This is a genomic window from Conservatibacter flavescens, from assembly GCF_002795425.1.
GTDB lineage: Bacteria > Pseudomonadota > Gammaproteobacteria > Enterobacterales > Pasteurellaceae > Conservatibacter > Conservatibacter flavescens.
Map to the genome: position 1 here is coordinate 13741 of NZ_PHHA01000009.1, position 26053 is coordinate 39793.

Annotated in this window: 25 protein-coding genes; 2 read left to right on the top strand and 23 right to left on the bottom strand. The window is 40.2% G+C overall.

Annotation, left to right across the window (positions count from 1 at the left end; genetic code table 11):
- Positions 1 to 25: 25 nt before the first annotated feature.
- The 4 genes from purD to CVP05_RS05125 all read right to left on the bottom strand — a co-directional run bounded on the left by purD (position 26) and on the right by CVP05_RS05125 (position 4260).
- Positions 26 to 1312, bottom strand: coding sequence for a phosphoribosylamine--glycine ligase (purD, locus tag CVP05_RS05115; protein WP_100288504.1), 1287 nt, complete (start codon positions 1310 to 1312; stop codon positions 26 to 28).
- A 258-nt stretch (positions 1313 to 1570) separates the two neighbouring features.
- A complete protein-coding gene (locus CVP05_RS12885) occupies positions 1571 to 1747 on the bottom strand; it encodes an EexN family lipoprotein (protein WP_165773124.1) in 177 nt (58 codons plus the stop codon).
- A 332-nt stretch (positions 1748 to 2079) separates the two neighbouring features.
- The gene (gene purH / locus CVP05_RS05120; RefSeq protein WP_100288505.1) at positions 2080 to 3681 is read right to left on the bottom strand and encodes a bifunctional phosphoribosylaminoimidazolecarboxamide formyltransferase/IMP cyclohydrolase; all 1602 of its coding nucleotides are present in this window, start codon (positions 3679 to 3681) and stop codon (positions 2080 to 2082) included.
- Positions 3682 to 3831: 150 nt separating this feature from the next.
- Entirely contained in the window at positions 3832 to 4260 is a 429-nt protein-coding gene (locus CVP05_RS05125) for a PACE efflux transporter (RefSeq protein WP_100288506.1), read from the bottom strand.
- A gap of 106 nt (positions 4261 to 4366) precedes the next feature.
- Here CVP05_RS05125 and CVP05_RS05130 point away from each other — a divergent pair, with 106 nt between their 5' ends.
- Positions 4367 to 5248 carry a LysR family transcriptional regulator gene (locus tag CVP05_RS05130; protein ID WP_100288507.1) on the top strand — a complete coding sequence of 294 codons (882 nt, stop codon included), beginning with the start codon at positions 4367 to 4369 and terminating at the stop codon, positions 5246 to 5248.
- Positions 5249 to 5293: 45 nt separating this feature from the next.
- On the opposite strand, the gene CVP05_RS05135 is transcribed toward CVP05_RS05130, so the two are convergent.
- The 6 genes from CVP05_RS05135 to lptC form a co-directional block, all read right to left on the bottom strand.
- A complete protein-coding gene (locus CVP05_RS05135; RefSeq protein ID WP_243389203.1) occupies positions 5294 to 5695 on the bottom strand; it encodes a DoxX family protein in 402 nt (133 codons plus the stop codon).
- 135 nt (positions 5696 to 5830) lie between these two features.
- Positions 5831 to 6685 carry an RNase adapter RapZ gene (gene rapZ, locus CVP05_RS05140; RefSeq protein WP_100288508.1) on the bottom strand — a complete coding sequence of 285 codons (855 nt, stop codon included), beginning with the start codon at positions 6683 to 6685 and terminating at the stop codon, positions 5831 to 5833.
- Positions 6686 to 6734: 49 nt separating this feature from the next.
- The gene (gene ptsN / locus CVP05_RS05145) at positions 6735 to 7187 is read right to left on the bottom strand and encodes a PTS IIA-like nitrogen regulatory protein PtsN (protein WP_100288509.1); all 453 of its coding nucleotides are present in this window, start codon (positions 7185 to 7187) and stop codon (positions 6735 to 6737) included.
- 4 nt (positions 7188 to 7191) lie between these two features.
- Positions 7192 to 7917, bottom strand: a complete 726-nt coding sequence (gene lptB / locus CVP05_RS05150; RefSeq protein WP_100288510.1) for an LPS export ABC transporter ATP-binding protein — start codon at positions 7915 to 7917, stop codon at positions 7192 to 7194.
- A gap of 9 nt (positions 7918 to 7926) precedes the next feature.
- Entirely contained in the window at positions 7927 to 8439 is a 513-nt protein-coding gene (gene lptA / locus CVP05_RS05155; protein WP_100288511.1) for a lipopolysaccharide transport periplasmic protein LptA, read from the bottom strand.
- Positions 8420 to 8995, bottom strand: coding sequence for an LPS export ABC transporter periplasmic protein LptC (gene lptC / locus CVP05_RS05160; RefSeq protein WP_100288512.1), 576 nt, complete (start codon positions 8993 to 8995; stop codon positions 8420 to 8422). The genes lptA and lptC overlap by 20 nt, the downstream gene beginning before the upstream one ends.
- A gap of 205 nt (positions 8996 to 9200) precedes the next feature.
- Here lptC and adk point away from each other — a divergent pair, with 205 nt between their 5' ends.
- Complete coding sequence (gene adk / locus CVP05_RS05165; protein ID WP_100288513.1) at positions 9201 to 9845, top strand: adenylate kinase; 645 nt, start codon at positions 9201 to 9203, stop codon at positions 9843 to 9845.
- A gap of 46 nt (positions 9846 to 9891) precedes the next feature.
- On the opposite strand, the gene ubiD is transcribed toward adk, so the two are convergent.
- The 13 genes from ubiD to murF form a co-directional block, all read right to left on the bottom strand.
- Positions 9892 to 11367 carry a 4-hydroxy-3-polyprenylbenzoate decarboxylase gene (ubiD, locus tag CVP05_RS05170; protein ID WP_100288514.1) on the bottom strand — a complete coding sequence of 492 codons (1476 nt, stop codon included), beginning with the start codon at positions 11365 to 11367 and terminating at the stop codon, positions 9892 to 9894.
- A gap of 9 nt (positions 11368 to 11376) precedes the next feature.
- Entirely contained in the window at positions 11377 to 13029 is a 1653-nt protein-coding gene (gene ushA, locus CVP05_RS05175) for a bifunctional UDP-sugar hydrolase/5'-nucleotidase UshA (RefSeq protein ID WP_100288515.1), read from the bottom strand.
- Positions 13030 to 13098: 69 nt separating this feature from the next.
- Positions 13099 to 14016, bottom strand: coding sequence for a UDP-3-O-acyl-N-acetylglucosamine deacetylase (gene lpxC, locus CVP05_RS05180; RefSeq protein WP_100288516.1), 918 nt, complete (start codon positions 14014 to 14016; stop codon positions 13099 to 13101).
- A gap of 34 nt (positions 14017 to 14050) precedes the next feature.
- Positions 14051 to 15346 carry a cell division protein FtsZ gene (ftsZ, locus tag CVP05_RS05185; protein ID WP_100288517.1) on the bottom strand — a complete coding sequence of 432 codons (1296 nt, stop codon included), beginning with the start codon at positions 15344 to 15346 and terminating at the stop codon, positions 14051 to 14053.
- A gap of 85 nt (positions 15347 to 15431) precedes the next feature.
- The gene (gene ftsA, locus CVP05_RS05190) at positions 15432 to 16709 is read right to left on the bottom strand and encodes a cell division protein FtsA (protein WP_100288518.1); all 1278 of its coding nucleotides are present in this window, start codon (positions 16707 to 16709) and stop codon (positions 15432 to 15434) included.
- Between the two features lie 34 nt (positions 16710 to 16743).
- Complete coding sequence (locus CVP05_RS05195; RefSeq protein WP_100288519.1) at positions 16744 to 17523, bottom strand: cell division protein FtsQ/DivIB; 780 nt, start codon at positions 17521 to 17523, stop codon at positions 16744 to 16746.
- Positions 17523 to 18446 carry a D-alanine--D-alanine ligase gene (locus CVP05_RS05200; RefSeq protein ID WP_100288520.1) on the bottom strand — a complete coding sequence of 308 codons (924 nt, stop codon included), beginning with the start codon at positions 18444 to 18446 and terminating at the stop codon, positions 17523 to 17525. The genes CVP05_RS05195 and CVP05_RS05200 overlap by 1 nt, the downstream gene beginning before the upstream one ends.
- Before the next feature lie 96 nt (positions 18447 to 18542).
- On the bottom strand, positions 18543 to 19979 hold the full coding sequence (gene murC / locus CVP05_RS05205; RefSeq protein WP_100288521.1) for a UDP-N-acetylmuramate--L-alanine ligase: 1437 nt from the start codon (positions 19977 to 19979) through the stop codon (positions 18543 to 18545).
- A gap of 13 nt (positions 19980 to 19992) precedes the next feature.
- A complete protein-coding gene (murG, locus tag CVP05_RS05210) occupies positions 19993 to 21051 on the bottom strand; it encodes an undecaprenyldiphospho-muramoylpentapeptide beta-N-acetylglucosaminyltransferase (protein ID WP_100288522.1) in 1059 nt (352 codons plus the stop codon).
- Between the two features lies 1 nt (position 21052).
- Positions 21053 to 22243 (bottom strand): putative lipid II flippase FtsW, encoded by a 1191-nt coding sequence (ftsW, locus tag CVP05_RS05215; RefSeq protein ID WP_100288523.1) that lies wholly within the window; start codon positions 22241 to 22243, stop codon positions 21053 to 21055.
- A 13-nt stretch (positions 22244 to 22256) separates the two neighbouring features.
- Positions 22257 to 23558: a UDP-N-acetylmuramoyl-L-alanine--D-glutamate ligase gene (gene murD, locus CVP05_RS05220; protein WP_100288524.1), complete on the bottom strand. Its 1302-nt coding sequence runs from the start codon at positions 23556 to 23558 to the stop codon at positions 22257 to 22259.
- A 21-nt stretch (positions 23559 to 23579) separates the two neighbouring features.
- Positions 23580 to 24665: a phospho-N-acetylmuramoyl-pentapeptide-transferase gene (gene mraY / locus CVP05_RS05225; RefSeq protein ID WP_100288525.1), complete on the bottom strand. Its 1086-nt coding sequence runs from the start codon at positions 24663 to 24665 to the stop codon at positions 23580 to 23582.
- Complete coding sequence (gene murF, locus CVP05_RS05230) at positions 24659 to 26044, bottom strand: UDP-N-acetylmuramoyl-tripeptide--D-alanyl-D-alanine ligase (protein ID WP_100288526.1); 1386 nt, start codon at positions 26042 to 26044, stop codon at positions 24659 to 24661. Before murF ends, mraY begins: the two co-directional genes overlap by 7 nt.
- Positions 26045 to 26053: the final 9 nt, after the last annotated feature.

Genomic DNA, 26053 nt, shown 5'->3' on the forward strand with positions numbered 1-26053 from the left:
CTTTGCATTAATCGCTTGCTATAAGCTAAGATTTTTGCTCTCTCGCTACTGCACGATAGCCAATATCTCGACGGTAAAAACGGCCTTGCCATTGGATTTTTTCAGCCAGTTCAAGAGCTTTTTGCTGAGCCTCATAAACGGAATGACCTAAAGCCGTCGCGCAAAGTACTCGCCCACCGTTCGTGAGTAATTTACCGTCTTTTTGTTCCACGCCCGCTAAGAAAACTTTTGAATTTGCTACCGCACTTTCAATGCCGGTGATTTCATCGCCTTTGCGGTAATCGCCCGGGTAGCCTTCCGCCGCCAACACGATACCTAGCGCCGCCTGTTCACACCATTGGGATTGCACAGTGTCCAGTTTTTCATCAATAGCCGCAAGGCAAAGTTCTACCAAATCCGATTGCAAACGTAGCATAATCGGTTGGGTTTCCGGATCACCGAAGCGACAGTTAAATTCGATGACTTTCGGCTGACCATTCGGCATAATCATTAAACCTGCGTACAAGAAACCGGTGTACGGATTATTTTCCGCCGCCATGCCTTGTACTGTCGGGTAAATCACTTCGTCCATAATACGTTTGTGAATTTCAGCAGTGACCACCGGCGCTGGAGAATAAGCACCCATTCCGCCCGTATTCAACCCTTTATCGCCTTCTCCCACACGTTTATGGTCTTGACTGGTTGCCATCGGTTCTACGTTTTTACCGTCTACCATTACAATGAAACTGGCTTCTTCACCGTCTAAAAATTCTTCAATCACCACACGGCTACCCGCTTCGCCAAAGGCATTGCCTGAAAGCATATCACGCACCGCATCTTCTGCTTCCGCTAAGGTCATAGCCACGATCACGCCTTTACCGGCCGCCAAGCCGTCTGCCTTGATCACAATTGGTGCGCCTTTTTCACGCAGATAAGCGAGAGCAGGTTCCACTTCGGTGAAGTTTTGATATTCCGCTGTCGGAATATTGTGACGGGCTAAGAAATCTTTGGTAAAGGCTTTTGAGCCCTCTAACTGTGCCGCAGCTTGGGTCGGTCCGAAAATTTTTAATCCTGCTGCACGGAATGCATCCACCACCCCGATAACAAGTGGCGCTTCAGGACCGACAATGGTCAAACCGATATCATTTTGTTTGGCAAAGTCCACAAGTGCGGTCACATCTGTGGCAGAAATGGCAACATTTTCAATGCCGTTTTCAAGTGCGGTGCCGGCATTACCCGGCGCAACGAAAACTTTATCCGCTAATGGAGATTGTTTTGCTTTCCAAGCAAGGGCGTGTTCACGCCCGCCGTTTCCGATGATGAGAATGTTCATGTTGTTTTTTTCCTCGTGGGCAACGCCCTTTGTTTAAATTGAAATCTGGTTTCGCCAATGGCAACTTCCTTTTCTTTGCTTCGCCAAAGAAAAGGAAGCAAAAGAAAGGCGACCCTGCTTTGCCTTGTTTCCTAAAAATCGCTTAATTTGTTTAACGGAAAATTTGTAACTCGCTTCGCTCAAACACGACAAATTTTCCTACAAATTAATCAATTTTTAGGCGGCAAAGAAGGGGAAAACTTCTTTTTTATGATGATGTTAATTAAAATTCAGATCAAAATTATCGTTGCTCGCTTTTTTTACATTTTGGCAATTCAAATCTTGCTCGTGTAATTCACCGTTATCACATTTTTTGAGAAATTCGGTGCGTAATTTCTCATCTTTTTTAAAATCATCAATTATCCCCCGCGCGCAAGCGTACAGGGTTACGAGCATTCGCAAGCAAATGCTATTGAGCCACGCTGTGGCTCTGAGTTACATAAATTATTAAATTTTTGACCGCACTTTAATAGTGGATCTTCCCCTTCTATTTTGCCTGAGCGTGATATGATTTTTAGGGAAAATTAGCCTGTTTGAGCGAGCTTGCGAGCGAGTTCTAATTTTTCCGTCAAGAAAATCATATCTAAGCGAAGAACAGCAAAATAGCAGGGTGTGCTTTCTTTGCTTACTTTCTTTGCACAAGCAAAGAAAGTAAGTCGCCATACGGCGAAAAAGGATATATGTAATACAGCAAAAAAGGCGTATGCAATACGCCCTACAAGCGATAACTAGTGTCTAAAATGACGCATCTTCGTCAACACCATCACCATATTATGCTCATCCGCCGCATCAATCACCTCCTGATCACGCATCGAACCGCCCGGGTGAATCACACATTCAATACCCACTTGAGCCGCCGCATCAATACCATCACGGAACGGGAAGAATGCATCAGAGGCCATCACACAGCCTGCAACGGTCAACCCCTCATCTTGCGCCTTAATACCCGCAATCTTCGCCGAATATACACGACTCATTTGTCCGGCACCGATACCGATAGTTTGATTATCTTTCGCATATACAATAGCGTTAGATTTCACAAATTTCGCCACTTTCCAGCAGAAAAGCAAATCTTGTAATTCTTTCTCGGTCGGCTTACGTTTGGAAACTACTTCCAAATCATCAATACCTACCATACCAAGATCCGCATCTTGCACCAACAAACCGCCATTCACACGTTTCACATCTAAACGAGGTTCTGCGTTGTTCCATTCGCCACACGCCAATACGCGCACATTTTTCTTCGCTTTGGTGATTGCAAGGGCTTCCGCCGAGACTTTCGGCGCAATGATCACTTCTACAAATTGACGATCCACGATTTCTTTCGCGGTTTTTGCATCTAATTCACGGTTGAAAGCAATAATCCCACCGAATGCAGAAGTTGGGTCAGTTTGGTAAGCACGGTTATAGGCCTCTAAAATATCGCCCCCTAACGCCACACCACAAGGATTGGCGTGTTTCACAATCACGCAAGCCGGCTCATCAAAAGATTTCACACATTCCAGCGCGGCATCAGTATCCGCAATATTGTTATAAGAAAGGACTTTGCCTTGTAATTGCTTGGCGGTGGAAACACTGGCTTCTTTCACATCGGTTTCCACATAAAACGCTGCATTTTGATGGCTGTTTTCGCCGTAACGCATGGTTTGCTTGCGTACAAAATTCAAGTTTAAAGTGCGTGGAAATTGACCGCACTTCGCGTCTTTGTCTTCCTCTTCTGCAGTGAAATAAGGTTTGACCAATTGACCGAAATAGTTGGCGATCATGGAATCATATTGTGCCGTATGCTCAAAGGCTTTAATGGCTAAATCAAAACGGGTTTCGAGGGTTAAGCTGTTGGCATTTTGATCCATTTCCGTAAGAATGGCGTTGAAATCGTTATTATTCACCACAATCGCCACATCTTTATGATTTTTCGCTGCAGAACGCACCATTGTCGGGCCACCAATATCAATGTTTTCTACCGCCTCTTCAAGAGTGCAATTAGGTTTTGCTACAGTCGCGGCAAAAGGATAAAGATTAACCACCACCATATCAATCGGCTCAATACCGTGTTGCGCCATCACTTCGCCATCTAAATCACGGCGACCCAAAATCCCGCCATGCACTTTCGGGTGTAAGGTTTTTACCCGTCCGTCCATCATTTCAGGGAAACCTGTGTAGTCTGATACTTCGGTAACAGGTAAGCCGCTATCTGCCAATAATTTTGCCGTACCGCCGGTTGATAATAATTTAACGCCACGTTGAACAAGCCCTTGCGCAAATTCAACAATACCTGTTTTGTCAGAAACACTTAACAACGCCTGACGAATAGGACGATTTGATTGCATGGAGAATTCCTTTGAATTAAATAAATGAATGGAAATTTAAAGATATATTATAGCGCAAACGTTTGCTTTTATGTAGGTTTAGCAATAAAAAATCTGTCGCTTAAAAGTGAAGTGAAACTTTTTAAGCGACAGATGGGAACATCTAATATATCAAGCCAAATGCAGTTTATACTTCGCAATCAATCTCGCACGAATTTGATCGTAGAGATAGTTATAGATAAAAGAATAAACCGTGATGAAGATTGTCATGGCAATATCCATCACAAAAGCTTCCCACAAACTCACATTTAACACAAATGCCACAAGCGGAATTGTCGCGATAAGTAAGCCCCCTTCAAATAATACAACATGAAGCACGCGGGTTAACAAGCTACGTTTTTCACGCGGCCCGGTATGGAATTTGTCGAATACCCAGTTAAATACCATATTCCACAGCATTGCAATCAAAGAGATGGCAATAATTGTGCCGGATAATAGTGCGGTACTATGATCAGTAAAATAAGCCATTAAAAGTACTGTTAACAACACCGCAAATACTTCAAATAAAATCGCATGAAAAATACGTTCTTTAAAACTCATTAATAATCCTTATTAAGATACATTGATTCACATCATTGCAAATTATACTCGAATTTTATGATGAAAAAAGTTAGACTCTATCACTAAAACTGATGGACTAAATGCAATGTATACTTTAGAACAATTAAAACTTTTTGTACTGGTAACCGAATTAGGTTCTTTTTCTGCCGTGGCGCGCCACTTAAACCGCGCACAATCGGGAATCAGCCAAGCTATCAGCAATCTCGAAATTGAATTTAATCAAACTTTATTTATCCGCGAAAAAGGGGCCTTAAGCCTAACAGAGCAAGGGAATGTCCTACTGCCTCAAATTAAGCTCTTGCTCCAGCAATCGCAATTTTTAGATCAAAAACTGACCGCACTTCAGCAAAAAGAAGAGCATCACATCACCCTTGCTTTTGAAGAAAGTTTATTGAACGAGGATTTTAGCCAGCAGCTCAAAATTTTCTCCGAACGATTCCCGATGACAATTATTGAACTTATTACGGCTTCAACATTTGATGTAGAAAACATGATAGCAACAGGGCAAGCGCAACTGGGAGTAGTTTATAAAAATTACACAACGCAAAATGAGTTTGATATGTTCTTTTTGGGTCATAATCGCTTTATTGCCGTTGCCTCACCTAAACACCCTTTAGCGACACAAACTGCCATTTCTCTCGATGATTTAACTCGCCATCGACATTTGGTTCATCGGAGTTTGCAACAAAAAGAACATCTTTTTAGTAATGCCTTATCCGCACTACCTTGGTATTCCAATAGTTATTATAATTTAATGAGCTTGGCAGAATATAATACCGGTTGGACGGATTTGCCTGAAAAGCTCGCTGAGCCCGCTTTAATGCAAGGGCGTTTGGTCAAATTAGATTTAGAAGCTGAGACGGAGGGAAATTTAGTACCTGTGGTGGGACTACGTTCACGGCAAGCTAACTATGGAAAAGCTATGCAATATTTAGTCGATTTATTGCAACAATACTGGCAAAAATAAAGGCACAATAAATGTGCCTTTTTTCGGGAATACTTAAAAGTGCGGTTATTTTTTACCAAGTTTATTATCTAAAGCAAACGCACCTGGACCAGAAAATACAAAGTATAAGAACACAAGGGAATATAATGCTGCTAATTCACCTTTATTCACGATAGGTAATAAAATATCTGCTGCTGTCGCATGAATTAAGAAATAGGCAACCGCCATTTGACCAGATAAAATAAAACCTGCTAAACGGGTAAATAAACCTAAAATAATTAAAATACCGCCAACAATTTCAATAATTCCACCAATACCGTACATAGAGAATAATGGCACACTACCGTTACCACCTGTCATTGATACTGGGAATTCAAAGAACTTCGCTGTACCATGAAGTAAAAACATATAACCTGCGATAATACGTAATAGCGCTAATACATATGGAGTATATTTATTCATTGTCATTTCACTTTCCTATAAAAAATTAAGTACCGACCTATTCGGAACAACGGGGGGCATTATAATCAAAAATATTAATTAAGCAATAAACGCCATTGGAAAATCACTTTTTCTTATAAGTTAACAATCTATCGATGAATCTTATTTTTTATTTCTCTCCAAAGACTTGTGCTGAATTTTGACTTTTTTTCCTCGAGATTGGAAATATTCTCCTAATTGCTGTGCAATGTACACTGAGCGATGCTTTCCTCCCGTACAACCAATCGCGATAGTTAAGTAACTACGATTATTTTGTTCTAACATCGGCAACCAAGTTTCTAAATAATTACGTGTTAAATAAATAAAATTATGTACCTCAACATGTTTATTCAAAAACTCGATAACCGGTTCATCTAAACCAGTCATCGGGCGTAAAGCTGCATTCCAATGCGGGTTAGGCAAAAAACGAACATCAAAAACATAGTCAGCATCAAGAGGAATACCGTATTTAAAACCAAAAGATTGCACAATTATTTTGAGTTCTTTATCTGTATTGCCACGCAAAAATTCGCGTAAACGCTCAGCAAGTTCATGAGTAGAAATTTCTGTCGTATCCACAATTAAATTCGCATGCTGAACCAATGGATCGAGATGCTCTCGCTCCATGTCAATCGCGTTTTCCAAAGAAATATCATTAATAGATAGAGGGTGTAAACGGCGAGAGTCGCTATAACGGCGAATTAATGCGCTCCGTTCAGCTTCGAGAAAAATAATTTTGACTTGGTGATATTCTGAAATTTGCAACAACAGATCATCGAGTATATTAGGTGAATGAGGTAAATTACGAATATCAAGGCTAATGGCTGCGGAGGTTTGATTTGGAGATAAGTTATCTACCAATTGAGGAAGTAAATCGAATGGTAAATTATCGACACAATAATATCCCATATCTTCAAGGGCGCGCAATGCTACGGATTTCCCGGCACCAGAACGACCGCTGACAATTATCAGTTCCATCTATTTAACCTCTTAATTTGTTAAATCTATATAGCTAACTAAGAGCATATCATATCTCAATATGCTCAAAAATTTCCCAAATTTCCTCCGCACTTTGCGCATTACGTAATTGCTTACACAAACTCTTATCTGTCAGACATTCTGCAAGTCGTGCAAGGTGTATTTTGAATGCATCGCAATAGTGTTCCGGAATGAGTAATGCAAAAAATAAATCCACATCTCGTCTATCTGCTGCAGAAAAATCAATCGCTGTATCTAATTGTAAAAATACTGCTACAGGCTTCTCTCCCCCTGCTAATTTTGCATGAGGGAGCGCAACGCCGCCACCTAAGCTAGTACAGCCCAGCTTCTCGCGGGCGCATAACTGCTCAAAACAAAGATGAGGCTCCAGATTCTGATGTTCGGCAGCAATATTTGCTATCACTTCAAGCACGCGTTTTTTACTGGAACACAAAATCCCTTGACGGATATTTTGTGTGGGTAATAGGTCTGTAATTTTCATCACGTTATAATTTAAATTGCTCACCTAAATAAACACGCTTAACTTGCTCATTATTCAGAATTTCCTCTGGTGTTCCATTGGCAATCATATGGCCCGCACTCACAATATAAGCACGTTCACAGACATCAAGGGTTTCTCGTACATTATGATCGGTGATCAGCACCCCTAATCCTCGATCACGTAAATCCACAATAATTTTCTTAATGTCTATGACGGAAATCGGATCAACACCCGCAAAAGGTTCATCTAACAAAATAAATTTTGGGTTCGCCGCCAACGCACGGGCAATTTCAACGCGGCGTCGTTCTCCCCCTGACAACGATTGCCCTAAACTGTCCCGAATATGGCCAATATTAAACTCTTCAATTAATTCGTCTGCCCGTTCTTGTCGCTGAAGTGCGGTCAGATCTTTGCGAATTTCTAATACTGCCATCAAATTATCATATACACTCAATCGGCGGAAGATCGAAGCTTCTTGCGGTAAATATCCCACACCACGTTGCGCGCGATTGTGCATAGGCAACAAACTAATATCTTCATCATCAATACAAATTTTACCTTGATCATGGCGCACTAAACCTACAACCATATAAAAAGTCGTTGTTTTGCCTGCACCATTTGGCCCTAATAGCCCGACAATTTCACCAGAATTGACCGTTAAGCTAACATCTTCCACCACTTTACGGCTTTTATAGCTTTTTGCTAAGTTTTCTGCATAAAGAATCGACATAACAAGACCTTATTTCTGATTATTTAACTGCGATGGAATCAAAATAGTTTTCACGCGCGATTTTGCCGAACCTGTCGCTTTTAATTGTTGTTTCTTCACATCATAGGTGATCACATTACCATTGATCTTACTATCTAATTGCTTAAGTTCCGCATTGCCCGTTAAGGTCAAAAATTCTTGCCCTAAATCATAGTGCACTTTTTGCGCACGGCCATCAACCGGCTTTCCATCATCTAGCATTTGATGAAAAGTCACAGGATTACCAAAAGCTTCCACTGTTTCTTTTTTCCCAGAATCTTTCTCAGGACGAGTGATCACCACTTTTTGTGCTTTAATCAAAATAGAGCCTTGTGTAATGACAACATTATCTGTAAATGTCACAACATTATTTTCTAAATCTAATGATTGATTATCTGATTCAATATTAATGGGTTGATTAGTATCATCTTTCAAAGCAAACGCGGGGAACGTACAACCCAACATAATCCCCATTAATATAAATTTATTGGTTATTGACTTCATAATATGTTTTAACCTGTTCCTTTAATGTTGCAATCTGCTGTTGCAAATTTCCTGTCAACTTCTGCCCTGTTGTAATAAAATTCTGCCCATTGATTTTCACCATTGTATCAGAACTAATATCGTGTGTCGTTAAATTGAATTGCGCCTTCTCTGTTTCCACTCGTTGCAAGCGTGAATCAGGCAACAAACTTTTAGCAACAACATTTCCCTCTAAATATAGCATACGATCTTTCGTCAATACTGCAGTGTCTGCACTTAGCATCCAACTTTGTTGTTCTGCATTTTTTCCTTCAATATCATATAAATATAATATTGGCTTTGTAAACTCTGTATGCCCATCATTATCATAATGCGAAACCGTCTCTGCTCGCCCTACATATTGTTTTTTTCCGGTGGGCGAATACAATATGGTTTCCATCTTTTGTCCAACATATTCTGGACTCTCGTCTTTTTTAATTAGCTCGCTCAAATCATGGTTACTTTGATTTAACGAATAAAACCAACCTAACAAGACGAGAACAATCAGCCCTAAAATTATGTTCCAACGAATATTCATAGCCTTATGCCAACTCAATCTTAATCAACTCTAGATGGTCAGATAATAGCATAATTTCTGTAAAAATGTATTTTTATTCAAAATATGGCTTGCGCATTTTCTTCAATTTTTTCGACAAAATAAATAAAAAAATCAGACCGCACTTGAGTTTATCTCTTAACAGCGGTATGGTATGCTAGATTGATTTAATTTACAGAGGTTAACAATGAAAATAATTTTATTAGGCGCTCCAGGAGCGGGTAAAGGCACACAAGCACAATTTATTATGAACAAATTTAATATCCCACAAATTTCAACTGGTGATATGTTACGTGCAGCAATTAAATCCGGTTCTGAATTAGGCCAACAAGCTAAAACACTGATGGATGCGGGTCAATTAGTTCCAGATGATTTAATTATTGCATTAGTAAAAGATCGCGTTTCCCAAGCAGATTGTAAAGATGGTTTCTTATTAGATGGCTTCCCTCGTACTATTCCACAAGCAGATGCATTGAAATCAGCGGGTATTAATATTGATTATGTACTGGAATTTGATGTGCCTGATGAAGTGATTGTCGAGCGTATGAGCGGCCGTCGTGTTCACCCTGCTTCAGGGCGATCTTATCATATTGTTTATAATCCTCCTAAAGTAGAAGGTAAAGACGACATCACCGGAGAAGATCTTGTTATTCGCGCTGATGACAAACCGGAGACCGTTCTTGATCGCTTAAAAGTTTACCATACCACCACAAAACCATTAGTGGATTATTATCAAGAAGAAGCTAAAACGGGCAATACTCAATATTTCCGTTTAGATGGTACACAAAAAGTTGAAAGTGTTAGCGCAGAATTAAATAAAATTCTAGCTTAAATCTTATAAGATAGGACGGGCTATGTTCTGTCCTATCTTTATTAGATTATGAATCCTCAAAAATACCCAAACTGTCCCAAATCTCATCAATACGTTTAACAATATTTGGATCTTTTTTAATTGGTATCCCCCATTCTCTTGAGGTTTCACCAGGCCATTTATTCGTGGCATCAATTCCCATTTTAGATCCCAATCCCGCAACCGGTGAGGCAAAATCTAAATAATCAATAGGCGTATTTTCAACCAATGTCAAATCTCGTCCCGGATCACAACGCGTCGTCATCGCCCAAATGACATCTTTCCAATCTCGTGCATTCACGTCTTCATCACATACAATAACAAACTTCGTATACATGAATTGGCGCAAAAAAGACCAAACGCCCATCATTACGCGTTTTGCATGCCCTGCATATTGCTTTTTCATTGTCACTACAGCTAAACGATAAGAACAGCCCTCAGGTGGCAAATAAAAATCCACAATTTCAGGGAATTGTTTTTGTAGAATAGGAATAAATACTTCATTCAACGCTTCTCCTAATACCGCAGGCTCATCAGGCGGACGCCCCGTATAAGTAGAATGGTAAATAGGATTTTGTCGCATGGTGATATGTGTGACTGTAAACACAGGAAAATATTCCTGCTCATTATAATATCCAGTATGATCGCCATAAGGCCCCTCTAAAGCCTTTTCCTCTGGATCGATATACCCTTCTAATACAATTTCTGCACTAGCCGGCACTTCGAGATCATTACTTACCGATTTAACGACTTCCGTTTTATTTCCCCGTAATAAACCTGCAAAGGCATATTCTGATAAGCTGTCAGGAATCGGTGTTACCGCACTTAAAATCGTCGCAGGATCTGCCCCTAGCGCCACAGAAACAGGGAAAGGTTGGCCAGGATTAGCCTCTTGCCATTCCTGAAAATCTAAAGCACCACCTCGATGAGACAGCCAACGCATGATTAGTTTGTTTTTGCCGATTAACTGTTGGCGATAAATACCCAAATTTTGTCGCTTTTTATAAGGCCCTTTCGTTACCGTTAATCCCCAAGTGACGAGAGGGGCAATATCATCTTTCCAGCACTGCATGATCGGCAACTGATATAAGTCAACCTTATCCCCTTGCCATATAATTTGCTGACAATCAGCCTTACCCAACACTTTTGTCGGCATATTTAAGACTTGTTTAAATTGTGGCAATGTTGAAAGTAAATCCTTAAAACCTTTCGGAGGCTCAGGCTCTTTTAAAAACGCAAGTAATTTACCTACTTCACGTAATGCTAAAACGTCTTCCTGCCCCATACCCAAAGCCACACGTTTGGGTGTGCCAAATAAATTACACAGCACTGGCATATTGAATCCCTTTGGATTTTCAAATAGCAAAGCCGGCCCACCAGCACGCAAAGTGCGGTCAGAAATTTCCGTCATTTCTAAATAGGGATCAATTTCCTGTTTAATCCGTTTCAACTCACCTTGTTGCTCTAATAACTCAAGGAAATCTCGTAAGTTTTTATATTTCATCAAAAAACCTTATTCTTGAAAAACAACTGCATTATTGGGTTCAAATTGATGGGCATCAATAGGGCTATTTTTGATAAAAAATTCTTTTAACACCTCAGCATCAACAAATCCTGTATTTACATAAGTTGGGTGGTTTGTTACTACCGGATAGCCATCACCTCCAGCAGCCCAATAACTCAAAATTGCAATACGATAAACTTTATTAGGATCAAAATCCTGATTTTGAATTTTAATGTCCTTCAATTGTTTATTTTTCAGATCAACGATCATGCTAATATCTCGGCTAAATTGTGGATAAGCACCTGAATCCACCTCTTTAAATGCGACAACATTAAGATAGTCCAATAAATCACGGCCTTTTAATTCAAAGTAAGTCAAAATATTTCCAAATGGTTGTACTTTCAAAATATCTTTATACGTGACATCGCCTTCTAAAATAGAGTCACGTATACCACCTGAACCGACAATCGCAAAATCCGCATTGACTCTTTCACGCTGTGCTTCACCAATTAAATGACCAAGATTCGTTTGATGGAAACGAACAACCTTGCGATCTCCCTCTAACTTTCCTTTGACTTCTCCGACTTTTACCCCTAATAACTCATCGCCTTTATCTTGATAGGCTTTAAGCTGCTCCATAAGTTGTGCATCTTGTGGAATCTCATTTTCATATAGCACATATTCTGATTTCCCCTCTGCATTTGTGGTCTTTTGTTTTAAATTTACAGGGATCAATGTATAATCAACTAGATTTAATTCACCATTTTTAAACTCGAAATCAGCACGCCCTACATATTTTCCCCATTCACCCGCTTGCATAATCCAAGTACCATTTTGAAAATCAGGTTTACAAGCTTGGGTAGGGGCATAATCTTCAACAATTTTCCCTTTTTCATCAACGCATACTGTGTCATGTGTATGCCCACCAATAACCATATCAAAAGCGTTTAGTGGCAAGTTTCGTACCATAGAAACATCACCAGGCGCATTTGAACCATGCTTTCCATCAGAATAATATCCCATATGGGTTAGTGCAATTTTGACATCTGGCTTTTCGTTTTTGTCTAGCTGTGCTAACACTTGCTTGGCAGTCTCAGTTGGATCATTGAATGTGACGGCCCCCATAAACTCTGGATTACCTAATTTTGCTGTATCCTCCGTTGTTAATCCTACAACCGCTATTTTAAGTCCCTGTTTATCCAGCACAGTATAAGGCTTCACTAAAAGTTCATTTGTTTTATTTAATCGCACATTTGCCGCAAGAAATGGGAATTTTGCCCACTTTTCTTGCATTTCTAACAATTGCAACGGATTATCAAACTCATGATTCCCCAACGTCATCGCGTCATACCCAATCACATTCATTCCCTCGATATCAGGTCTTGCATTTTGTAAATCTGATTCAGGCACGCCGGTATTAATATCTCCAGCATTTAATAACAGAACGGTACCACCTTTTGTTTCAACTTCTGTTCTAATTTTATCAATCAAGGTTTTTTGTGCGGCTAAGCCATATTCACCACGCTCATTTGGCCAGAAATGACCGTGTAAATCATTAGTATGTAATACGGTGAATTGATAAACCTTATCTGTTTCATAAGCAATTGCAGTCGCTGAACTCATTAATAATGAAAGAGCGGTCAATTTAACAAACGTTTTCATATAGTATTCCTCATATAAAAAAAGCTATATCGTTAAAATATAGCTTTTATTTGAATTAGTCTATTGCCATTAGATCAGCACTTGAGTTGGAACAGTATAACCTTGTGGAATGTCTGCCTTGTCATCAAAGCTCACAAACTCCCACGCTTCTTGATTATCCAGTAACGCGCGTAATAACATATTATTCAAACCATGTCCTGATTTATAGGCTTTAAAATCACCAATAATGTTATATCCACACATAAATAAATCACCGATCGCATCAAGCATTTTATGGCGCACAAGCTCATCTTGGAAACGCAAACCTTCTTCATTTAAGATACGATAATCATCTAGTACTATTGCATTATCCAAACTTCCGCCCAGCGCTAATCCTTGTGATTGCAAGTACTCAATATCTTTCATAAAGCCAAACGTACGCGCACGGCTAATTTGATGAACAAAAGCTTGAGCAGAGAAGTCCATCGTATAATGGCATACATTCTTGCTAATTGCAGGATGATTAAAATCAATAGTAAAATCTAAACGAAAACCATTATAAGGCGCAAACTCCGCCCATTTATCACCGTCTTCAACACGGATTTTTTGTTTTACACGAATAAACTTCTTCGCTGCATTTTGTTCTTCAATACCTGCATCTAATAACAAGTAAATAAATGGACTCGCACTGCCATCCATAATAGGTATTTCAGGCGCATCAACTTCAACAATGATATTATCAATACCTAAACCAGCTAATGCAGCATTGAGGTGCTCTACTGTAGAAATACGAACACCATCATCATTCACTAAACACGTACAAAGCATAGTGTCACGAATAGAATTTGCATCTGCGGGGAAAGATACCGGAGGATTAAGGTCTGTTCGACGATAAATCACACCTGTATTCACAGTGGCTGGACGCAATGTTAATGTCACTTTGCGACCACTATGTAATCCAACACCTGTTACTTTAATGCTTTGTTTTAATGTTCTTTGCTTAATCATATATGTACCTACTTATGCTATCACACATAAATAATTAATCTGCATTATTATTTTTACGCAAAAATGCAGCCACATTCAGCAATTTTTCATCTTCTGATTTTAAATTTCTTGCTGCAGGTGGAAGATCGAATTCATTTTTAGGCTCGACACGACCGGCCCCATACTGATGATGGCTTTGTGTTCCTTGTAACGGTTGATGAGCAGGTTCAAATCCATGTGCGGTCCCCTGTGTTGGAGTCGCAACACCCATCATACGTTGTTTTGGCATCATTGCCTCAGCTGAGGTATTTGCACCGATACCTGTCGCAACGATAGTCACACGAATTTCATCTTCTAATTCAGGCATTAAACTTGTACCGACAATTACTGTCGCATCTTCTGAAGCAAATGCACGTACAGTATCACCGACAGCACGAAACTCATCTAAGGTTAAATTCAGTCCAGCAGAAATATTCACCAATACGCCTTTTGCACCCGAAAGATCAATATCTTCCAACAATGGGCTAGCAACCGCTTCTTGAGCAGCCTTTTCTGCACGACCATCACCAACGTCTCCAGAACCAATTCCAGTTCCCATCATGGCATGTCCCATTTCAGACATAACTGTACGTACGTCAGCAAAGTCCACGTTAATCAAACCCGGAGAGGTAATCATGTCAGAGATACCGCGTACAGAATTATTTAAAATATCATTAGCCGCAGAGAATGCATCAATAAGTGAGATATTTTTGCCAAGTACTTTTAATAATTTTTCATTAGGAATAACAATCAAAGAATCAACGTGCTTAGACAGTTCTTGGATCCCCAATTCTGCATAATGCATACGTTTTTTCCCTTCAAAAACAAAGGGTTTCGTTACAACTGCAACGGTTAAAATACCTAATTCTTTGGCAATTTGCGCCACCACAGGGGCAGCCCCAGTTCCGGTTCCACCGCCCATACCAGCAGCAATAAATACCATATCCGCCCCTTCTAACATTGCACGAATGGCATCCTGATCTTCCTCTGCCGCTTCTCGGCCGATATTTGGATTTGCGCCAGCCCCTAATCCTTTGGTTCTTTCATTACCAATTTGAATTGTTTGAGTGACTTTGCTTTTGCGCAAAGCTTGGGCATCGGTATTCACCACAAAGAAGCCAATGCTAGCATGTTGGTCTGCCGCATCAAAACTGCCATAGCTTTGAATACCATTGACCATCTGGCTAATTTCAGCATGGTTTCCCATACTCTGAACCATATGGTTTAAGGCATTACCGCCACCACCACCTACGCCAATCACCTTGATGATGGCGCCTTCTTGATATGATTCGTACTCGACTGGCTCAAACATTTTTATTCTCCGTGTATGCCAACACCAACAGTTAGCATGATATTAAACCTAAATTATTCCTATTGTAGATGAAAAATCTCAATTCTCAAAACTCTGACTTCACTTTATTAAAGATTTTTTTCAAAATACCAAAAGTTTTTCCTCCAAAACCTTCTTCGTTTTGAAAACTATCACGCATTAAGCCATCATGATCATTATGGTGGCTATAGTGTAAAAGTCCTAATACTGTCGCATATTGTGGTTTATCTACATAATCCGTTAACCCTGTTAAATTCAACGGACTACCAATGCGAACTTGCGATCCAAATACATCTGCAGCACATTGCGCTGCATCTTCAATTTGCGAACCGCCACCAGTCAATACAATTCCAGCAATTAACTCGGACTTCATTTGACGTTCAGATAATTCAGCTCGCAATTTTGCCAATTCTTTTTTTACCAACTCAAATAATTCGGCATAACGCGCAGAGGTAATTTCAGAAAGGCTTTCTTTAGTTAAGGTACGTGGTGGTCTCCCGCCCACGCCTAAAACCTCGATTTTTTTCTCAGGGTGCAAACTTGGTGGTGTCATTGCACTACCATAATTGACTTTAATTTCTTCCGCTTTAGTACGTGATGTCGTAAACATGTAAGCAACATCATCAGTGACAATATTACCAGCATAAGGAATTACCTTACTGAATCGTAGTGCGCCGTTGGTATAAACCATAATATCCATTGTCCCACCACCGATATCAATCAGGCACACCCCTAACTCTTTTTCATCTTCAGTTAATACCGAATAGCCTGAAGCTAAACCTGAAAATACGACCTCATCGACTTTTAGTTTACAGCGTTCCACCGCTTTTTTCAGATTCTTTAACCAATCTTGGTGACAAGCGATTAAGTGTGCCTGTGCTTTGAGACGCATTCCCTGTAAACCTAATGGGTTTTTAATATTAAACTGTCTGTCTACTGCAAATTCTTGAGGAATAACATGTAATACCGACAGTCCTTCCGACATTTTAACTGAACTTGCCGTATACATAGCGGAATCAATTTCATCTTGTGTGACCTCGCCATCAACTATAGGTGCAAGACCGCTCTCATTGATGCTTTGAATGTGTTCACCGGTAATCGCCAACGTCACGCTCATTATTTGACAATCTGCTACAGATTCTGCTGCCTCAATGGCTCGTTGAATAGAATGCACAACCGCATCTAAATCTGTAATTCCACCTTTATCAATACCACGTGAAGGACAACTCCCCATACCCAATACGTTCACAACACCATCAGGTAACACTTCACCAACCACGGCCACTACTTTAGAAGTCCCCACTTCTAATCCCACAACTGTTTTTGATTCCACTATCTTTGCCATATTTACTTCACATATTTTTTGTTAATTTTTCTGATTATTCTACCGCATTAATATCGTCAACAAATCCGACGGCTGCCCCAACATTATAGCGCAAATCTACATAAGATAATTTTTTATGTTCAGGCACTTCAATTTGTGGATAAATTGTCACAAAACGCTCAATTTTTTTCGTCCACTCTCCACGCCCAAGCTTTAATAATACATCATTATCCAGCACAATTTGCCAAGAACCGCGTTCATCGACTCCTACAGATTTTAACGATAAATTTTTTGCTCTTAGTTCTCTAAAAATCTGGCTCCATGCAGCTAAAACAACTTGGCTTTGAAAATCCGGGCCTGATAGTTGAGGTAAATTCGGATTTTTTAACTTATCAAAAGGTAATTTAAAAATTTCCCCTTGAGGTGACACTAGCTGGGTGTCGTTCCAAATGGCTGCTGGCTGATATTCTGTTACCCAAATACTCAAACGGTCTGGCCAAATTTTTCGAACAATCGCGCCCTTAATCCATGGCAAAGACTCAATTTTTGCCCGAATTAAGTCCACATCTTGCCCAAAATACCCTTTTAAGTCTCCCATTTCGAGGATAACATCACGTACATCTGTGTAAGTCGTAAATTGTGGTGCCCCCGCCAAAGCAAAAGCACTAATTGGCTTATTATCTAATTTTTCTAACCAACCTTGCCAATTTGCATAAATAAAATACAACACGCCAACGCATAATAACACAAGCAATGGTTTTATCAGCATAAAAAAACCATGCCGCTGTTCACCATAACGGACATTCTGTGCCGTTTTGCGTTTTAATACATTCATTAAACGCTAAGCTCCAAAATTTTCGCGACTAATTGCTCAAAAGAATAACCAACTGTTTTGGCTGATTTAGGGAACAAACTATGGCTCGTCATACCCGGTGTCGTGTTTACCTCTACCAAGCGAAACTGTCCTTTACTATCCGCCATCACATCAATACGGCTCCAACCACGGCAACCCACAACATCATAAGCTTGTTTAACTAATCGACGAATCTCCTGTTCACGCTCATCACTTAAACCGGCTGGGCAAAAATATTGAGTATTATCCGAAACATACTTCGCCTCATAATCATAGAACTCTCCTTCTGGGACAATTCTAACCGCAGGCAATACTTCACCATCCAGTACCGGCACAGAAAACTCGTCGCCATCTAACCATTCTTCAATTAATACTGTATTGTCATATTTTAAGGCAAATTCCACCGCACTTTTTAACTGCTCTTCAGTTTTAACTTTCGTTAACCCTACGCTTGACCCTTCTTGAGAAGGTTTAACCATGAGTGGCAGACCTAATTTTTTGACAACTTCTGACGGGTTTAGTTCGCTAAATTGATGTTTATAAACAATTTCCATATCGGCAATAGGCAATCCAAATGCTTTCCATAACATCTTTGTGCGCATTTTATCCATCGTTAAGGCTGAGGTCATCACACCACATCCAGTGTAAGGAATACCTAATTGCTCTAATAACCCTTGCAATGTACCATCTTCACCACCGCGACCATGTAAAATATTAAATACCCGTTCAAAGCCTTCTTCTTTTAAATTTTCAACCGGAAAAGCTTTGGTATCAATACCATGTGCATTATAGCCTTGAGCTTGTAAGGCAGCTAACACAGCTACCCCTGAATTTAAAGACACTTCACGCTCAGCAGATGTACCACCGAATAACACCGCAATTTTTTGTTGTTTTAAAGGCTTCATATTATCTCATTCTCATCATTTATAGGGACAATCCCTTTTATATTCAACTAAATCTTATTCAGAATGCACGACACATCCCACAAAATAGATCGCACCTTAGTTTGTCGTCCACAGTTCAACTAAGTTACGAGACAAACGGCTGACATTCCCAGCACCTTGAGCCAAGATAAGATCGCCATCTTGTAATACTTGATCCATAATTTCAGGTAGCTGTGCATGATCGGCTACCAAAATAGGATCAACTTTGCCTAAATTTCGGATAGAACGACACAAAGACCGACTATCAGCTCCCGCAATTGGCGCTTCACCCGCCGCATAAACATCAAGCATAATTAAAATATCAACCTGTGACAGGACTTGTACAAAATCATCAAATAAATCACGGGTTCGAGAATAACGATGTGGCTGAAACACCATTACAATCCTTTTATTCTCCCACCCTTGACGAGCAGCTTGAATAGTCACATTGACTTCTGTTGGGTGATGACCATAATCATCTACTAACATAACTTTTCCATTTGGACGAATAAATTGCCCTAATTGGTCAAAACGACGTCCAGCCCCCTGAAAATCTGCTAATGCGGCTAAAATAGATTCATTATCAATCCCTTCTTCTTTTGCAACAGCTAACGCCGCCGTTGCATTTAGCGCATTATGCTTACCTGGCACATTCAACAGCACATCAATACGTTCACCATTCGGTGTAATCACTGCATAATGCCCCTGAAAGCCTGTTTGCTGATAATCTTCAATACGATAATCTGCGTCTTCGCTAAAACCATAGGTAATAACTTGTCGTCCTACCTGTGCTTCTAACTCTCGCAAAACAGGATCATCTGCACACATCACAGCTAAGCCATAAAATGGTAAGTTATGTAAGAAATTCACATAAGTCCGTTTCATCTCATCAAAATCACCATGATAAGTTTCCATGTGATCTGGCTCAATATTCGTCACCACTGAAACCATCGGTTGCAAATGTAAGAAAGACGCATCACTTTCGTCAGCTTCGGCAATTAAATAACGGCTCGCCCCAAGATGTGCATTTGTACCCGCTGATTTCACTAAACCACCGTTCACAAAAGTTGGATCCAGTCCTGCTTGAGCATAAATCATAGAAACCATCGCGGTTGTCGTGGTTTTTCCATGTGTTCCCGCAATTGCAATACCATGTCGAAAACGCATAATTTCAGCTAACATTTGTGCTCGCTGAATCACTGGAATGCGTTTATCTTTTGCTGCAACAACCTCAATATTATCCGCCTTAATCGCACTTGACACCACAACAACACTCGCATTTTCTATATTTTCGGCCTTATGCTCAAAGAAAATCGTTGCACCTAAAGAAATTAAACGTTGTGTAACCGCACTTTCTGCAATATCTGAACCTGTAATAATATAACCTTCGTTCAATAACACTTCAGCTATACCACCCATACCGGCTCCACCAATCCCAACAAAATGAATTTGGCTCACACGGCGCATTTCTGGTACAACACAACGAATACGTTGTTGTAAGTCTTGTTTTGTCATAATCTTCTCTTTTTTACTCATTGGCATTTTCAATAATTACATCCGCCACACGTTTTGCGGCTAAAGGTTTTGCCATTTCTTTTGCCTTGATAGCCATCGCTAACAATTTTTCACGATCAAGCTCTGTCAAATATTGAACTAACACTTCCGGTGTTAAATCTGCTTGCTGCACAATTTTCGCAGCACCCACATCAGCCAAATATTTTGCGTTTAGGTATTGTTGCTGATCCTTATGCTGGAAAGGCACGAATATCGCAGGCACGCCGATTGCTGCAATTTCGCTAACCGTTAACGCTCCCGAACGACAAATCACAATATCGGCCCATGCATAAGCTTCAGCCATATTATCAATAAACTCCATTACAGAAACTTGCGCATTTTGTGGATAAAGTGCGGTCACTTTTTCCAAAGATCCTTTACCCACTTGATGACGAACCTCTAATTTATCCGACAATTGCTCAACCATTTTCGGCACCGTCAGATTTAACACTCGAGCCCCTTGACTCCCGCCAACCACTAAAACACGTAATTTACCGCTACGTTCTGCAAAACGCGTTTGAGGACTTGGCATTGCGAATAAAGATTGGCGCACTGGATTCCCAACCACTTCTGCTGCCGGAAATGCGGTGGGAAAAGCTTGCAATACACGGGCTGCTAATTTTGATAGCCATTTATTTGTCAAACCCGCCACTGCATTTTGCTCATGTAAAATAACTGGCACATGACATAATTTTGCTGCAACACCGCCAGGCCCTGAGACATAGCCTCCCATACCAAGTACTGCATGAGGTTGATAATTTTTGATAATTTTTCGCGCTTGCCAAATTGCTCGAATAATCGCAAAGGGCGCGGTGAGTAGTGGCCTTATACCACGATCGCGTAAACCTTCAATTTGAATAAACTGAATTGGAATACCATGCTTCGGCACTAAGGTGGCCTCCATACGATCTTTCGTACCTAACCAACAAATCTCCCAACCTTGTTGTTGTAATTCTTGTGCTACCGCAATGGCAGGAAATACGTGTCCACCGGTTCCACCGGCCATCACTAATAATCGTTTATTCTGTGTCATGTTAATCATCTCGTAAATGCGCATGACCACTGCGCATCACACGGTTTTCATGGTCAATACGTAATAAAATAGCTATTGTGATAGACATCGTAATTAAACTCGAACCACCATAACTTACTAATGGAAAGGTTAAGCCTTTCGTTGGCAATAAGCCCAATGCCATACCTAAATTCACAAAGCCTTGAAAGAAAATCCAAAAGCTAATTCCAAAGGCAAAAAAACCACCGAAACGTTGTTCTAGTTGTAAAGATTCTCGCCCAATTTTCATTGCTCGGACAATTAATGCGCCCAATAAAAAGATCATCACGGTAATACCGAGTAGGCCAAATTCCTCTCCTACTACAGCCATCACAAAGTCAGTATGTGCTTCAGGTAAATATTCTAATTTTTGAATTGAGTTACCTAACCCCTCTCCCCAAAATTCACCCCGACCAAATGCCATTAAAGAGTTAGATAATTGGAAACCAGTCCCATAAGGGTCTTTAAACGGATCCATAAACGCAGTTATCCGTTTTAAACGATAAGCAGAGGAAAGCACCAGCACCACAAAAAGGAAGATAACTACGGCTATCAATCCAATAAATTGCCAAATTTTTGCGCCAACAATAAATAACAAACCAAAGGTAATCACAACTAATACTACCGCACTTCCTAAGTCCGGCTGCTGCAATAATAAAACCCCAAAAGCGGCAACAACAAGAAAAGGTTTGAATGCGCTTAATTGCTTACTACGAACTTCATCATATTTACGCACAAAATAACTCGATAAATAACAAGTTAGGGCTAATTTCGCAAATTCAGCAGGCTGAAAGTTCAATGGCCCAAGAGGAATCCAGCGCCTTGCCCCGTTCACTTCACGCCCAATACCCGGAATCATAACTAGCACAAGAAAAATTAATGCCGCAAAGAAAATATATACATGCCATTGCTGCCAACGATTCATAGGCACTTGCAAAAAGAAATAAGCGAGTCCAACAGATAAAAAGAGATAAATCCCATCACGCTTAGCAAAATAGAACGGATCATCAAATAAACGCGTACCGACCGGAATAGAAGCTGACGTTACCATCACTAAACCAATTAATAGTAAAATAAAAAATAACCATAGCAATGTGCGATCATAGAGCAAATTACTTGGTGTCATTTGCGTCCAGCGTTCATAACTTTGCTTAAAATCCTGTAAAAATCCCATTTTTTATCTCAAATTAACTACATTTTGCTAAATGCGTAAATATCTCACCACGTTGTTCAAAACTTGAAAATTGATCTAAACTTGCACAAGCGGGGGACAATAATACCATATCCCCCACTTCTAAGCGTGGGCGAATTGCATCTATGGCCTGTTCCATTGTGTCAAATAACTGACTTTGCGCGGATAATTCAGCTAATTGTTTACCATCACGCCCAAAACAATAACAATAAATATGAGACTCATTGATTAAGGCCGCAAGCTCAGAAAAATCCGCGCCTTTGCCATCGCCACCCAATAATAAATATAATTTACCTGCGACTTGTAAACCATTTAAAGCGGCAACTGTACTGCCCACATTCGTTGCCTTAGAATCATTAATCCAGCTTACACCATTCGCTTCGTGGGCTAATTGGAAGCGATGGGCTAAACCGCCAAATTCACGAAGTGCGGTCAAAATACCCGTATTTTTTATCCCCGCCCCTTGAGCAAGGGCAATAGCGGCAAGCATATTCATTTGATTATGTCGCCCTGTTAATCGAGCTTCAGAGCATGGCAGGAAAGGGCTATCATGGGCCATTAATAATTGCGAACCATCAGCCTCTGTTTTCAGCCAATAATCCCCATTATCTTCCCCAAAACTCACGGCATTTTTTATACTTTCAGCCATTGTGAGTGGGTCTTCACTATTAATCACTGCAGTTTGACAATTTTCATAAATACGTAATTTGGCTTGGCGGTAATCTTCTAAATCCACATAGCGATCCATATGATCCTCTGTCACGTTAAGTACCGTCGCAGAAATCGCTTTTAAACTATAAGTCGTTTCTAACTGAAAACTTGATAATTCAAGAACATAAATATCATAATCATCATTGAGCAAAGACAAGGCCGGAATGCCAATGTTACCGCCCATTCCGGTTTTCAATCCAGACGCTTTCGCCATTTCCGCCACAAGGCTCGTTACCGTGCTTTTACCATTTGAGCCTGTAATAGCAATAATAGGCTTATTCGCTTCACGACAAAATAACTCAATATCACCAATCACCTCAACACCGGCAGAAAGCGCGGTTTGAATTTCAGGCGTTTTTACAGCTAAACCTGGACTAATCACAATAATATCACTTTCTAATAACCATTGTTGATTGAGAGAGCCAGTGTGTAATGGCACATTTGCCGCGAGTTTATCTGTGCCTGTGGGATTCGCTCGCGTGTCAATTACTCGGACATTCGCTTGCTTAGTAAGTAAAAAATCGACTACTGACAAGCCTGTTTTGCCTAATCCGATAACCGTGATATTTTTATTCTGATAATGCATGTTATTTTCTTCAATCCAAGATTAACGCAATTTCAATGTCACCAAGCCAATTAGCACCAACATTAAAGATATAATCCAAAAGCGCACGATAACACGAGGCTCTGGCCAGCCTTTTTTCTCATAATGATGATGAATAGGCGCCATTAGGAAAATGCGTTGTTTATTGCGCAATTTGTAAGAGCCGACTTGTAAAATGACAGACAATGCTTCTACCACAAACACGCCACCCATAATCACAAGTAATAATTCTTGGCGCACCAATACGGCAACCACACCTAATGCTCCACCAAGAGAAAGAGAACCCACATCCCCCATAAATACTTGAGCGGGATAAGTATTAAACCATAAGAAACCTAAACCGGCCCCAACAATCGCGGTACAAAATACCACTAATTCAGAGCTATATTTTATATAAGGAATATGCAAATATTCTGCGAAATTGACATTTCCCGTTGCCCATGCAATTAACGCAAATGCGCCCGCAACTAAAACCGTCGGCATAATGGCGAGACCATCTAAACCGTCCGTCAAATTCACCGCATTACTGGTCCCCACAATCACAAAATAAGACAATACAATATAGAACAACCCTAATTGTGGCATAATTTCTTTAAAAAATGGCACAACTAAGCGCGTTGCATCTGTATCTTTGCCCAAGCAATACATACCGAACACCGCAACAAGCGCAATCGCAGATAACCAGAAATATTTCCAACGCGCAATCAAACCATCTGTATTCTTACGTACGACTTTATAATAATCATCTACAAACCCCACTATGCCATAACCAAATAAAATCAGCATACTGAACCAAATATAAGGGTTTGCAAGATTCGCCCATAACAACACACTTATACCAATAGCAATCAAAATCATGATGCCACCCATCGTTGGTGTGCCTTTTTTACTCAAATGACTTTCAGGGCCTTCTGCGCGAATAACTTGCCCGAATTTCAATACTTGTAAACGGCGAATAATCTTAGGCCCAATCCAAAGGGAAATTAACAACGCGGTTAATAACGCCATAACGCCACGTACAGTAATATAAGAAATCACATTAAAAATTGTGTGATATTGTACTAAATATTCAGCTAACCAAACTAACATGAAAAACGATCCTTTAACTTATCAATCACTGTTTCCATTTGCATACGACGTGATCCTTTTGCTAATACGACAACTTTTTGATTATGTTCTAATTTCTGTTGAATTATTGGCTCAAGATAAGCCACTAATTGTGATTTATCTGTAAAATGTTGACCTTGGCAAGAGGCGCTAATTACCGCACTTTCTTCCCCAAAGCTTACCACCATATCTAACGGATTATCTGCTGCAAAATTTGCAACCTCTTGGTGACAAAGTTTACTATTTTCACCTAATTCCGCCATATCGCCAACTACAAAAATACGAAATGCCGAATATTTTTGTAAAACACGAATGGCAGATAGTAAGGAATCCACATTAGCATTGTAAGTATCATCAAGTAAAAGCAAGTTTTCACAAGGTTCTATTGGAAATAAACGTCCCTTAACCTGAGACTTACGCTCTAATCCGGCTTTAATTTGTGGCAATGTTGCGCCCACATAGGTCGTCAATGCAGCGGCAGCCACAGCATTACTCACATTATGCTCCCCTAAATAAGGTAGATGAATTGCAATTTCCCCTTGTGGTGTACATAAAATGAAATTTGCACCTTGCTCGGTATAATGAATATCTTTAGCATAAAAATCAGCTTGAGAGTGCTTTGCAGAAAACGAGCGGACTTCATGTTGCCCGATGGGTGCCCGCCATTCGCTGTCTAAATAATGACAATCCCAATTGACTAAAGCCACACCATTCGGTTGTAAACCTAAATAAATTTCACCTTTTGCTTTCGCCACACCTTCAATAGAACCAAATCCCTCTAAATGTGCAGCAGCGACATTATTTACCAACGCAACATCTGGTTGCACCAAATTTGTGGTATACGCAATTTCTCCCTGATGATTTGCACCAAGTTCAATCACCGCGAATTTATGCTGTTGGGTTAAACGTAATAAAATAAGTGGCACACCAATATCATTATTAAAATTGCCATGAGTAAACAACACTAAATCTGGCTCACCCGCAGTATTTTGTAAAATAGCTGCCGCCATTTCTTTGACCGTCGTTTTCCCCGACGATCCCGTCATCGCGACAGTTAGTGGCTTAATCTGCTGTTTTAACCATTTAGCCAATAAACCCAAAGCAAGACGAGTGTCCGCCACCACAATTTGAGGAACAGACAATGACATATCTGCTTGTTGTACGACTACAGCGACCGCGCCTTGTTCTATTGCTTTATCTAAGTATTGATGAGCATCAAAATGCTCACCTTTTAAAGCGAAAAATAAACCATTTTCACAAGAATAGCGTGAGTCCGTACTCACTACTGAGATCGTCTTATTTTCGCCAATGAGTTCGCCATTAATTGCCTGAGCCACTGTATTTAAATCAAGAGTAATCATAACGTTATC